This window comes from Streptomyces chiangmaiensis, assembly GCF_036281785.1.
Taxonomy (GTDB): Bacteria; Actinomycetota; Actinomycetes; order Streptomycetales; family Streptomycetaceae; genus Streptomyces; species Streptomyces chiangmaiensis.
In genome coordinates this window covers 1-12,012 of the sequence record NZ_JAYWVC010000227.1, presented here as the reverse complement: position 1 = coordinate 12,012, position 12,012 = coordinate 1, and the positions used below count along the sequence as shown (strand labels likewise).

The 12,012-nt window shown below is 68.0% G+C and carries 10 protein-coding genes and 1 pseudogene; 9 read left to right on the top strand and 2 right to left on the bottom strand.

The genetic code is table 11. The features are described 5' to 3' along the window. Nucleotides 1-269 precede the first annotated feature (269 nt). Nucleotides 270-1,124 (bottom strand): S1 family peptidase, encoded by an 855-nt coding sequence (locus VXC91_RS37130; RefSeq protein WP_329511759.1) that lies wholly within the window; start codon nt 1,122-1,124, stop codon nt 270-272. A gap of 153 nt (nt 1,125-1,277) precedes the next feature. Then, nucleotides 1,278-1,472: pseudogene (locus tag VXC91_RS37125) on the bottom strand (ISL3 family transposase); the annotation flags it as partial. A 131-nt stretch (nt 1,473-1,603) separates the two neighbouring features. On the opposite strand from VXC91_RS37125, the gene VXC91_RS37120 reads away from it, so the two are divergent. The 9 genes from VXC91_RS37120 to VXC91_RS37080 all read left to right on the top strand — a co-directional run bounded on the left by VXC91_RS37120 (nt 1,604) and on the right by VXC91_RS37080 (nt 11,743). Beyond that, the gene (locus VXC91_RS37120; RefSeq protein WP_329511757.1) at nt 1,604-2,680 is read left to right on the top strand and encodes an integrase core domain-containing protein; all 1,077 of its coding nucleotides are present in this window, start codon (nt 1,604-1,606) and stop codon (nt 2,678-2,680) included. 132 nt (nt 2,681-2,812) lie between these two features. Then, nucleotides 2,813-3,103: an integrase core domain-containing protein gene (locus VXC91_RS37115; protein ID WP_329511758.1), complete on the top strand. Its 291-nt coding sequence runs from the start codon at nt 2,813-2,815 to the stop codon at nt 3,101-3,103. A gap of 311 nt (nt 3,104-3,414) precedes the next feature. Beyond that, on the top strand, nt 3,415-4,305 hold the full coding sequence (locus VXC91_RS37110) for an ABC transporter substrate-binding protein (RefSeq protein WP_329511756.1): 891 nt from the start codon (nt 3,415-3,417) through the stop codon (nt 4,303-4,305). Further along, the gene (locus VXC91_RS37105; protein ID WP_329511755.1) at nt 4,305-5,909 is read left to right on the top strand and encodes an amino acid ABC transporter permease/ATP-binding protein; all 1,605 of its coding nucleotides are present in this window, start codon (nt 4,305-4,307) and stop codon (nt 5,907-5,909) included. Before VXC91_RS37110 ends, VXC91_RS37105 begins: the two co-directional genes overlap by 1 nt. Further along, on the top strand, nt 5,906-6,337 hold the full coding sequence (locus VXC91_RS37100; RefSeq protein WP_329511754.1) for a RidA family protein: 432 nt from the start codon (nt 5,906-5,908) through the stop codon (nt 6,335-6,337). Before VXC91_RS37105 ends, VXC91_RS37100 begins: the two co-directional genes overlap by 4 nt. Further along, the gene (locus VXC91_RS37095) at nt 6,334-7,449 is read left to right on the top strand and encodes an acetamidase/formamidase family protein (RefSeq protein ID WP_329511753.1); all 1,116 of its coding nucleotides are present in this window, start codon (nt 6,334-6,336) and stop codon (nt 7,447-7,449) included. Before VXC91_RS37100 ends, VXC91_RS37095 begins: the two co-directional genes overlap by 4 nt. A 104-nt stretch (nt 7,450-7,553) precedes the next feature. After that, nucleotides 7,554-8,291, top strand: a complete 738-nt coding sequence (locus VXC91_RS37090; protein ID WP_329511752.1) for a FadR/GntR family transcriptional regulator — start codon at nt 7,554-7,556, stop codon at nt 8,289-8,291. A gap of 200 nt (nt 8,292-8,491) precedes the next feature. Beyond that, nucleotides 8,492-9,886, top strand: coding sequence for an acetamidase/formamidase family protein (locus VXC91_RS37085; RefSeq protein WP_329511751.1), 1,395 nt, complete (start codon nt 8,492-8,494; stop codon nt 9,884-9,886). Between the two features lie 198 nt (nt 9,887-10,084). Then, nucleotides 10,085-11,743 (top strand): amidase family protein, encoded by a 1,659-nt coding sequence (locus VXC91_RS37080; protein ID WP_329511750.1) that lies wholly within the window; start codon nt 10,085-10,087, stop codon nt 11,741-11,743. Nucleotides 11,744-12,012: the final 269 nt, after the last annotated feature.

Below are 12,012 nucleotides of genomic sequence, written 5' to 3'. Positions count from 1 at the left end.
GGGTCCACTGGGATCGTGCCCGCATGATCGTGTCCCTGCTGTATGAGATGACCCGAAAGTTGCGCGCCCTGCCGTCGGTGCTGCTTCGCGGCGATGTCGCAAAAGACGCCGCGCGGCGTGAGACCCGAGGTGCACCCGGCAGACGGCGTGCCCTCTGGGTTGGTCAGGGACTGGAATGCCCATGCTGTCGAAGCGCTGCATCAGCGAGGTGAGCACCGCGGCCGGGACCGGAAGGCTCCGGTCCCGGCCGCAGGCCATTGCGTGCTGCCTCACAGCAAGCTGACTCCGTAGACGCTCAGCGCCTCGGTGACCGGCTGGAAGAACGTGGTGCCGCCGGAGGTGCAGTCGCCACTGCCGCCGGAGGTGAGGCCGATGGCCTTGTTGCCGTCGTACAGCGGGCCGCCGGAGTCGCCGCCCTCGGCGCACACCGTGGTCTGGATCAGGCCGTTGACCGTGCCGCCACCATGGCTGTAGCGCACGGTGACGTTGAGCGCGGTGACCGTGCCGGAGTGCACGCCGGTGGTGGAGCCATCACGCGTGACGGTCTCGCCCACGAAGGCATTCGCGGCGGTGTACCCGCCGGAGTGGCTGAGCGAGGTGTTGTCGTAGCGCACCAGTGCGTAGTCGTTGTCCGGGAAGCTGTAGCCGACGTTGCTGCCGATGAGGGTGGTGCGGTTCTGGTCGGCGTACCAGGTGCTGACGTCCTTGGCGCAGTGGCCGGCCGTCAGGAAGTAGTAGGTGTTGTTCTTGACGACGTTGAAGCCCAGTGAGCAGCGGTACAGGAAGGCTCCGCCGACGCCCCAGATCGCATCGCCGGGATCGACCTTCAGGCTGAAGGTTCCGGCGGTCCGCTCGACGCGCACCGCGTCCCCGTAGCGCGCAGCGGTCCGCTTGAGTGTGGCGAGGTCGGCGCTCGAGACCGTGCTGTCGGCGGTCACGAGCACCCTGCCCTGCTTGTCATAACCCCAGGCGATGCCCTCGATCCCCGTTGCGTCGACCGCGGACGCGACGCTCTTGACCTGCTGGGCGGGGCTCGGGGCGGCCTGTGCGGGCACTCCGAGGGCGCCGACAGCGATCACGGCGGACGCTATCGCGGCGGCGAAGGTGGTGCGCTTGAACCTCAAGACGGCCTCCTCAGGCGTCAGCAAGGACAGGCGATCAGGGGGCACGGCTACATCGTGTCCCTGACAATTGATGACTGGAGTATTCCGTTCAGCTCCCCGCAGGCACAAGAGTGCGTAACAGCTCGCCCACTTTGCGTAGTTGAAGGGCACCGGTAGGTTCGCGCTGCCGGTGTAGCCCAGCTCCTTGATCTCGTGCAGGAGGTGGGTGACGGGCACCGCTGGGTCCTCGCTTCGACGCCGGCGCAGGTAGTCGCGGTAGGGGCCGACCAGGGTGGGCCGGTACTGCGGTGCCCGGACCATTCGCTCGGGCTCGCTGTGGCGGGCATAGCGCTTGACGGCGTTCAGGGAATCCGGCCAGCGCCACGCCGACCGCATCGACCACCCTCTGCAGGGTGTCCCGCGTGAAAACTCGGGTTCGGGTCGCTGAGCTGGACCGTTCCTCCGCGGGAGCGGCGTCGGCCCGAGGATGATGAGAGTCCATGCGGTGGTCATGGATCTACTTGCTGGCGCGCAGGTCTCTGGAGCTGGCGGGCCTGCGGCTGCTGGGCAACGCTGCCAAGGATGTTGAGCTGCTGGTGCTGCGGCACCAGCTCGCTGTGCTCCAGCGCCAAGTCAGCCGACCGAAGATGGAACCGGGCGACCGGGTTCTGCTGGTGGCCCTGTCGCGACTGCTGCCCAGGCAGCGTTGGAGCAGCTTCATCGTCACTCCGGCTACGCTGCTCCGTTGGCACCGGGAGCTGATCGCCGACAAGTGGACCTACCCCCACAAGCGGTGTGGTCGGCCACCGATACCCGAGGAAACAAGGGAGTTGATCCTGCGCCTGGCCCGCGAGAACCCGCTGTGGGGGCACCGGCGCGTGCAGGGCGAGCTCGCCCGGTTGGGCATAATCCTCTCCGCCGCCACCGTTCGGGCGGTGCTGCGCCTGGGCAATATCCCGCCCGCGCCCCAGCGGGCGCAAGATACCTGGGCCTCCTTCCTACGCGCTCAAGCCTCCGGCCTGCTGGCCTGTGACTTCTTCCACGTGGATACCGTGTTCTGCCGACGTCTGTACGTGCTGTTCGTCATGGAAGTCGCAACACGTCGGGTGCACATCCTCGGCATCACCGCGCATCCGAACCGGGACTGGGTGACCCAGCAGGTACGGAACTTGATGATGGACCTCGAAGACCGGGTCGATCGCTTCCGTTTCTTCCTGCGGGATCGAGACGGGAAGTTCTCCGACGCCTTCGACGCCGTCCTCGCCAGCGCAGGTGTGCAGGTCCTGCTCTCACCACCAAGATCGCCCAAGGCGAACGCTTTCGCGGAACGGTGGGTCGGCACCGTCCGCCGGGAGTGCACCGACCGCATACTCGTCCTCAACGAGCGCCACCTACACGTCGTCCTGGACACCTACACCGATCACTACAACCGGCACCGCCCCCACCAATCCCTCCACCAACGACCTCCCCAAACCGTGGAGACGGGCCAGTCAGACGTTGCAACTTTTCCCGGAAGCCACATCCAGCGCACCCAACTGCTCGGTGGCCTCATCGACGAATACCAGCAAGCAGCCTGACCACGCCGAGACAAACGACCTGGTCAGCCCGGCAAACCGAGGTTTCCACGCGGCACAGGCCGTGCGAGGCCGGTCACGTCGTGCGGGCTGCCGGTTCGGCGGCTGTGACGGGCCGTCTTCGCCGCAGAGGACATCGAGATCCTCAAGAGCGCACCACAGGCGCCGCGGATGAACGCCCACGCGGAACGATTCATACGCACCGCACGCGCCGAGTGCACGGACCGCCTGCTGATCTACAACGAGCAACACGCGAGGCGCGTCCTCGCCGAATACGCTCGGCACTACAACACCGCCAGGCCCCACCGCGCACTGCACCTACGCGCCCCGGCCGACGCGTCGGAGGTCATCCCGTTCCCGACACAGCGGATCCAGCACCACGACGTCCTCGGAGGCCTACTCCACGAGTACCGCGACACCGCCTAACGAAGATCACGACGTTTAGGCGAACACCCAGGTCAGCGGGCGCGCACAATTTTTGGCACCCAACAGGTCTGGGCATCGCCGTCCCGGATTGCTTCCGTCATCTCCTGAACTCCGATGCGGGCGGCGGTCCGGTTTTCCCTCAGCGTCCGGAACCTGCGGGGCGGCCGGGGTTTGTTGCATCCCTGTAAGAACGCCATGACGTTCACGTTCGGCTGCTGACGCGCTTGCGGGGGCGTTCGTAGGGTGATGCGGAGTTGGTCGGACCATCCGACCAGCTCACTTCGCCCTGCGTGACCGAGAGGAATGCACCCATGCGCCACCGTCTGCCGATAGCAGCGGCGTCCGCCGCCTCCGTCGCCTTCATGACGGCCTGCGGCACCGGGTCGACAGCGAACGCCACGGCCCCCACAGCCACGGTTTCGCCCGCCTGCAAGAAGCTGCAGACCAGTCATCCGGATCTCAAAGGCAAGACGTTCACCAACGCGCTCAATCCGCACACACCCGGCTACGAGGCGCTCGACCCCAAGGATCCGAGCAGATACGTCGGGTTCGACATCGATCTCGGCACCGCTCTGGGCGAGTGTCTGGGCTTCAAACTCACCTACAAGCCGGTGGCCTTCCCGGCGCTACTGCCCACACTGCAGAGCGGTCAGGCCGACCTCGTCATCTCCGACATCTACGCCACCAAAGAGCGCGCCAAGGCGGCGGACTTCGTCACCTATTCGAAGGTCTACGACGGGGTGCTGGTGCGGAAGGGCAACCCGAAGAAGCTCACGGGCATCAACACCTCCCTGTGCGGTTCCACCGCCGCGCTCAACACCGGATTCGTCGAAGTGCCCCTCGTTCAGAACCTGGCCGGCGCATGCAAGGCCGCCAGCCGCACCGCCCCGCAGGTGCAGCTGTACGACAACAACGCCCAGTGCATCCAGGCGATCCTCGCCGGCCGCGCGGACACCTACATCAACGACGTCAACACGGTGGCCCAGGCGGTCAAGGCGAACCCGAAGACGCTGGGCAAGGCGACCGCCGTGACGCTGCCCTACTCCATCGGCATCGCCGTACCGAAGGGCAAAAACCAGTTCCGTGATGCCGTTCAGGCCGCCCTCGTGGAGATCCAGAAGGACGGCACCCAGACGAAACTGCTCAAGAAGTGGTCGCTCGAGACGGGCACTCTGGAGGCACCGCGGCTGGTGACGGGCTGATGTCCCAGTTCCTCCACTACCTGGAACTGCCGTATCTGCTGCAGGGCATCCTCATCACCCTGCAGCTGACCGGGCTGGGGCTGCTCGGCGGTCTGGTGCTGGGCTTCGTCCTGGCGAGTATGCAGCTGTCCCGGCACCGGGCGCTGTCCGCGGTGGCGCGCGGATACACGATCGTGTTCCGCGGCACCCCGCTGATCCTCCAACTGGTCTTCGCCTACGACGCCTTGCCGCACGCCGGGCTGACGCTCAGCCCCCTGATGGCGGCCGGGCTCGCGCTCGCGGCCAACGAGGCCACCTTCATCGCGGAGGTCTTCCGGTCCGGCGTTCTCGGGGTCGACAAGGGCCAGGTCACCGCCGGGCAGGCGCTCGGTATGACACCGCGAGTGATCATGAGACGCGTCATCGCTCCACAGGCGGTACGCCTCATGGTCCCCGCCCTTGGCAACGAAGCCGTGACGACGCTCAAGAACTCCTCGCTCGCATCCTTCATCGCCGTCCAGGAACTGACCCTGCGCAGCACCCAACTCGCCTCGTCCACCTTCGACTTCTTCTCCGTCTTCTTCGCGTCCGGCGTGATGTATCTCGTCCTCACCGGAGCCATCAGCGCCGTACAGCTGGCGGCCGAGCGCGCGCTCGATCTGGACCGCCCCGCCCCCCGGTCGTGGGCAGACCGGCTGCTGCCGCTCCGTCGGCCCGTCGCCGCACCCGTACCGGTGGCGGTAGCGGCGAAGGACACCGTCGCCGACGACGAACCGTGGGCGCCTCCGGCCCCGCCCGAGCCGTGGGAGCGGGAAGCCCGCGTGGCCGCACTCGACGGTGCCCCGGCCGCCGTCGAGGTCGGCAATCTGCACAAGAGTTACGGAGAGCACGTCGTACTCGACGGGCTGAACATGACCGTACGTACCGGCGAGGTCGTCGCCCTGCTCGGCCCCAGCGGATCCGGCAAGAGCACCCTGCTGCGCACCATCAACCACCTGGAGGACCCGGACTCGGGTGCCGTCCTGATCAACGGCCGCCGTCTCGGCTACCAGGACAACGGCAAACCGCTCTCCCCCGCGAAGATCGCAGACGCCCGCGCCGAGGCCGGCGTCGGCATGGTCTTCCAGCACTTCAACCTCTTCAGCCACCTCACCGCCCTGGAAAACGTGGCGGGACCGCTGCGGTGGGTGCACCGGATGCCGGCCAAGGAGGCGGAACACAGGGCGGGCGAGCTGCTGGAACGGGTCGGGCTCGCCCACCGGGCGGGAGCGCTGCCGCGCCACCTGTCGGGCGGGCAGCAGCAGCGTGTGGCCATCGCCCGGGCACTCGCGCCCAATCCCCGGGTGCTGCTGCTCGACGAACCGACCTCGGCCCTCGACCCGGAACTCGTCCACGAAGTACTCGAGGTGATCCGCGGGCTCGCCCGCGAGGACGGGCTGACCATGCTCATCGCCACGCACCAGTTGCGCTTCGCCCATGAGGTCGCCGACCGGGTGGTGTTCATCAGCAACGGCTCCGTGACTGAAGAGGGGCCCGCCGAGGAGCTTCTCACTCGCCCCAGGCACCCGGCCACCGCCCGGTTCCTGCGGGTCATGGGAGCGCAGAGCGTAGGAGGCGTCGCATGACAGTCCCGGCCGACGACTCGGTGGGGAAGGAGACCTTCGTCTTCTCGCCCGAGGACGGGGTGCCGCCGCAGGTCGGCCCCTTCGCGCACGCGACCCGCTTCGGATCGCTGGTCTTCGTCACCGGCCAGATGCCCACCGACCCGGCGACCGGCAGGTTGGTGGACGGCGACGCGATCGCCCAGGCAGAGCAGGTGCGCCGCAACCTGGAGGCCGTACTACGCCAGTTCTGCCTCACGCTCGACGACGTCCTGATGGTCCGGGTCTATCTGACCGACTTCGACGACTTCGACGTCGTCAACACGGCCTACGAAACCTGGTTCGACGGCCCTTTGCCGAGCCGCACCTGCGTCGGGGTGTCCGGCCTCGCCGTGGGGGCAGCCATCGAGATCGACCTCATCGCCGGAATCCCAGAGAGGAAGCATTCATGACTCTCCCCCTCCTTCAGCCCCACGAGGGGCCCATCCCGGGCCGGCATTACCTGGCGTCGACCAGCGAGACCGTCACCTGGGGCTGGCTCCCCGCCGAGGGCACCGCACCGGTCGCCGAAATGGGCTCCGGGGAGACGATCACCATCGACACCGTCTCGCACGAGGGCATCCTGGAAGACCAGGGCAGGGATCCCGTGACCTTCTTCGGGCAGTTCGGGGTCGACCCTGCCGACGTGCTGCGTGACGCCGTCGACATCGCTGCCGGACACCCCGTCCGTGACGCCGTCGGCGATGGCCCGCACGTCACCACCGGACCCATCGCGGTCAGCGGGGCCAGGCCCGACGACGTGCTGCGGGTCGACTTCCTGGAGCTCGTGCCGCGCGCACCGTACGGAGTCGTCTCCAGCAGACACGGCTACGGGGCTCTGGCCGGAGAGCTGCCACCCCTGCCGCACCCCGGCTTCGTGCCCGATCCCGGCGCCCCGGAGAAGGCAGGATCCATCTTCACGTTCTGCCGGGCCACGGCGGACGGGACGGGGAGCCTGCCGGTGCCGGGGGGCCGGGAGCTGCGCTTTCCCCTCGCGCCGTTCCTCGGGCTCATCGGGGTGACTCCCAGTGGTGCCACCCCGCTCCACTCCGTACCGCCCGGGCCGTTCGGCGGAAACATGGACGTCAAGGACCTTGTCGCAGGCACCAGCCTGTATCTGCCGGCGCAGGTGGACGGGGCCGGGCTGTTCGTGGGAGACCCGCACTATGCCCAGGGGCACGGCGAGGTGGCCCTCACCGCGCTGGAGGCCCCGCTGCGCGCGACCCTGCGCGTGACGGTGCTGCCGGCGGCGGAAAGTCGCGCTCTGCTGGGGTTGCTGCGCCGTCCCTTCGGTGAGACCTCGGAACACTGGATCGCGCTCGGGCTGCACCGCGACCTCAACGAGGCGTTCCGCGAAGCCGTCCGCGAGGCCCTCCGGGTCCTCGCCGATCTGTACGAGGTGCCGACGGACATCGGGTACGCCTATCTGAGTGCCGCCGCGGATTTCGTGGTGAGCCAGGTGGTGGACGATGTCAAGGGCGTCCACTGCCTGATCCGCAAGAGCGACTTCGGCGCGTGGACATGATCGGGGAAGACTGCCGGTGCCGGACTCAGCCGTGGGTTGAAGCCCCGGCCCGGGGCGATCGGACACGGTACGCTGGCTGCACGTTCGGTGAGGAGGTAATGGGTATGGGAGTGGCGAAAGTCCCGCCGCTGCGCACCCGTGCCCACAGCGTCAGCGACGCGCTGGTCGCCCATCTGGAACAGCTGATCGCGCTGGGCGAACTCGGTCCGGGTGACAAACTGCCGTCCGAGCGCGAACTGGCCGAGTCGCTGTCCGTCTCGCGGACCTCGCTCCGCGAGGCCCTGCATCAGCTGGAGACCAAGCACCTCATCGAGCGGCGGCCGGGCCGGGGCACCGTGGTGCTGGCTCCGCCAGCCCAGGTCAGCGATCTCTATGCCAATCTGACCGAGTTGGCCGAGGCCGACCGGGAACTGGCCAATGTGGCCGAGTTGCGGACGGTCATCGAACCGAAGATCGCCGAATTCGCGGCACTACGGGCCACCAGCGCCGACCTGCTGCAGATGGACGACATCCTGCACGCCACGGACGAAAACCTGCTGGCGGTCAAATCGCTGGAGTTGGACATCCAGTTCCATCTCGCCTTGGCCCGGGCGAGCCACAATCCGCTGCTCACCGCGCTCACCACGATGGTCAGTTCATGGACCACGCCGGTACGCAAGGACTCCCACAGTACCCGGGAGGGCCGACGGGCGTCGCTGGCCGGCCACCGGGCGATCCGGGACGCTATCGAGGCCCGTGACCCGGCGGTGGCAGCCGAGGCGATGATCCTTCACCTCGCGGACGTCGACCAGCTGATCCGGCGCACGCGCGACGACAGCGCACCCTCCGCCGACCAGGCCTGACCGTCGGCCTACTCAGGCCTGACCTTCCCTCACCACTGCGACGCCCCGTCACAGGGCGGCGTGATTCCCCTGCAAGCCCTTCCGTATGCCTCTTCTGTTTGCACGGTTCCCCGATACGGCGCTGTTCACGTGGGCCCCGGCCATGCCGTGAGCCGGCCCAACGACAGCTCCGATCCAACGACACGAACACAGGAGTATCCATGAACACCTCTGCCATGGACTCGGGTGACGCCCGGGAGCTGCTCATCTCCGGCCTCGGGCGGCGCGGTTTCCTGCGCGCCGCCACCGCCGTGACCACGGCGGGAGCTACAGCGACACTGTTGTCGAACGATCCGGCGCAGGCGGCTGAGTCCACGAAGGCGCCCATTACCGCGTACCCGAAGGAGATCCTCCAGCCAGGTAAGGGACCGGTCCACGGCAAGCACTACCTGTCCTCCCTTCCGGAGCAGGTCCGCTGGGGGTACGTCCCCTCGCTCGACAGCCGGCCGGTGCTGCGGATGCGTTCCGGGGAGACGGTGACCGTCGACACGGTCTCCCACGAGGGCCTCCTGGAAGATCAGGGACGCGACCCTGCCGCCTACTTCAAAGGCCATGGTGTGCCTGCCGATCAGGTGCTCGACGACGCCATCGCCATCGCCCGCGACTACACCCGCACCACCCGCAACTTCGATGTCGACGGCCCGCACGTGGTCACCGGCCCGATCCACGTCGAGGAGGCGCAACCCGGCGACGTACTGAAGATCGAGATCCTCTCGCTCCTGCCGCGTGTGCCCTATGGCGTCGTATCGAGCCGCCACGGCAAGGGCGCCCTCGCCCGCCAGGCGGGCGGCTCGGCCCCTGCGGGGATCACCCTAGCCGAGGTCATGCCCCCGGTGTCGACGGACGGGAGGTCCACCGCAGACCCCGTCCACTACGGCAACGTCTCGGTCTTCACACCGGTCCGCCGCGGTGGCGCCGGGGTCCTCAACGGAGTGGTGCCGCTCGGCACTTCAGGTGAGGTCGCCTTCCCGCTCAAGCCTCACATGGGCATGATGGGCGTCGCCTTCGCCTCCGCGGATGCCCTCACGGCACCGGTGCTCAACTCGATACCGCCGACCCTCGGCGGGGGCAACATCGACATCAACCGGCTCCAGCAGGGCGCGACCCTCTACCTCCCGGTGTTCGCCGAAGGCGCGCTGTTCTACACCGGCGACCCACACATGGCCATGGGCAACGGCGAGGTGGCGCTCACCGCCATGGAGGGTTCCCTGCGCACGACCTTCCGCCTGACCGTGTGCAAGCAGGGCTCCGGTGAAGTCCCGTCCGTCGCGTTCCACTACCCCTTCGCCGAGACTCCGGACGCATGGGTGGCCGTGGGCCTGTCGGATCCCGACGGCAGCCAGAACGGCCAGATCAACGACCTGAACATCGCGATGCGGCGGGCCGTGGTCAACGCACTGGACTTCCTGGAGCACGACCTCGGCATGGACCGGGCCGTGGCGTACGCGTATCTGTCGGCGGCCGCCGATTTCGAGGTGTCCCAGGTCGTGGACCGCACCGTCGGCGTACACGGCGTCATCGAGAAGGCGCACTTCGCCGACCGGCACCACACGTAAAGGTGCCGACTGCACTCCGACCGCACTCAGATCCCGGCCGGACGCAGTCGCCCGCATCCTCCGGTGACATGAGACACCGCCGAACCGATGACGGTCGTCCCGTGCCCATCACGTCCGCGGCACTCTCCGCGGCGGACGCAACGCGAGCAAACACCTAGCTGCCGCCCAACGGCGGTACGAGAGAGGACTAGTGGACGCGTGAGCGAGCACAGCAACGTCAGCGAGCACGGCAATCTGAACAGACGTGGCTTCATCGGTGCCGTGGGCGCGATCGGAGCGCTGGGCATCGTCGGCGAAACCACGGGCCCGGCCTTCGCCCAGGGGGCGGCCTCCCCGAGGGCAGCGGCCGGTACGTCCCGGCCGCGGTCTCGCGCCCGCGGCTTCGAACTGATCGAGGCGACCGTCGCCGACATCCACGACGCCTACCGCCACGGCCGGCTGACCTGCCGGGAGCTCGTGCAGCAGTACCTCGACCGGATCGCCGCCTACGACCAGCGAGGGTCTGCCCTGAAGGCGATCATCACCGTCAATCCGCGTGCGCTCGAGGTCGCCGACGAACTCGACCGCCAGTACCGGCGTTCCGGCCTCACCGGCACGCTGCACGGCATCCCGGTGATCCTCAAGGACAACTACGACACCTTCGACATGCCGACCACCGGCGGCAACACAGCGATGCGTACCTCCGTGCCGCCCACCGACGCGTTCACGGTCGCCAAGATGCGCAAGGCGGGGGCGCTCATCCTCGCCAAGGCCAACCTGCAGGAATTCGCCCGGGGCGGCAACTCGCTCAGTTCGCTGGGCGGGCAGGTCCTGAACCCCTACGATCTCACCCGGACACCGGGCGGCTCCAGCGGCGGCACAGGTGCGGCGATCGCGGCGAACTTCGCCGTCCTGGGCACGGGCAGCGACACCGGCCAGTCGGTCCGCTCCCCCGCCTCCGCCAACAGCCTCGTCGGAGTGCGCTGCACCAGAGGCCTGATCAGCCGTAGCGGCGTCATACCGGCCAGCATCACCCAGGACGAACTCGGCCCCATCACCCGCACCGTGGAGGACGCGGCTCGGCTGCTCGACGTCATGGTGGGCTTCGACCCGGCCGACCCCGTCACGGGATACGGCGTCGGCCGCCCTCCGCGCAGCTATACGGATCGGTTGCGACGCGACGCGCTGCATGGCGCCCGCATCGGCGTGATGACCAACCTGTTCGGCACCGAGACGCGCCACCAGGAGGTCAATCGCGTGATGGAGGACGTCATCTCCACCATGCAGGCGCAGGGCGCGACCATCATCCGCTTCAGCCTGCCGGAGTACGACACCCTCCAGTCCATCGTGGTCACCTCCACATGGGAGGCGCGCACGGCCATGGACGCGTACTTCGCGTCACTCGGCCCGGACGCCCCGGTGCACACCTTCGACCAACTGGTCGCCTCCAAGACGGCGACGCCCGAGGCACAGGCGGCGCTCGAGACGGAGATCGCCATCGTCGACGGCCTGAACAACGCGTTCTACAAAGACCACTTCGTCAACCGCGAGAAGCTTCGGCTGGCGGTGTCGGCCAAGATGGCCGAGCTCGACATTCAGGCGATCCTGTACCCGCTGCAGAAGGTGCTCGTCTCCCCGGTCGGTGTACCGCAGCCGGAGCGCAACGGCACCCTGTCGAACGGCACGGGGTTCCCGGCCGTCTGCTTCCCCGGCGGGTTTTCCACCCCCACATCGGCAGCTCCGATCGGCGTGCCGGTCGGCGCGGAATTGCTCGGGCGTGAATTCGACGAGCCGCTGCTCCTCTCGCTCGCCTATGCCTACGAGAAGGCCACGAAGACCCGGAAACCACCGCGCAGCACACCGTCCCTGGCGGGGTAACCACAGGCGAGAGGTGCGCATGCGCAGTTCATCGCCGCGGATCATCTCGTCGCCGACAAGACCATCATCCATCCGACACGCCCTGACGAGTCGTTTCATTTGAGTCGGCGATAGCAGATGTTCGATCCGGCCAGGGTGAGCGCCAAGCGCTACTACTACCGAGGAACGCGCATCCTGACACCATGGCCGAGCACGGCATGAGGTGAGCAGAACCCGCGGGGCTTATGGAGAGCCCGGTGCGCTTAGCGGTGCACGCCGGGTTCGGGAGG

Excerpts from the sequence above, each read along its gene's own strand:
- VXC91_RS37120 (WP_329511757.1), top strand. The coding sequence starts at position 1,604 with ATGCGGTGGTCATGGATCTACTTGCTGGCGCGCAGGTCTCTGGAGCTG.
- VXC91_RS37110 (WP_329511756.1), top strand. The coding sequence starts at position 3,415 with ATGCGCCACCGTCTGCCGATAGCAGCGGCGTCCGCCGCCTCCGTCGCC.
- VXC91_RS37105 (WP_329511755.1), top strand. The coding sequence starts at position 4,305 with ATGTCCCAGTTCCTCCACTACCTGGAACTGCCGTATCTGCTGCAGGGC.
- VXC91_RS37100 (WP_329511754.1), top strand. The coding sequence starts at position 5,906 with ATGACAGTCCCGGCCGACGACTCGGTGGGGAAGGAGACCTTCGTCTTC.
- VXC91_RS37095 (WP_329511753.1), top strand. The coding sequence starts at position 6,334 with ATGACTCTCCCCCTCCTTCAGCCCCACGAGGGGCCCATCCCGGGCCGG.
- VXC91_RS37090 (WP_329511752.1), top strand. The coding sequence starts at position 7,554 with ATGGGAGTGGCGAAAGTCCCGCCGCTGCGCACCCGTGCCCACAGCGTC.
- VXC91_RS37085 (WP_329511751.1), top strand. The coding sequence starts at position 8,492 with ATGAACACCTCTGCCATGGACTCGGGTGACGCCCGGGAGCTGCTCATC.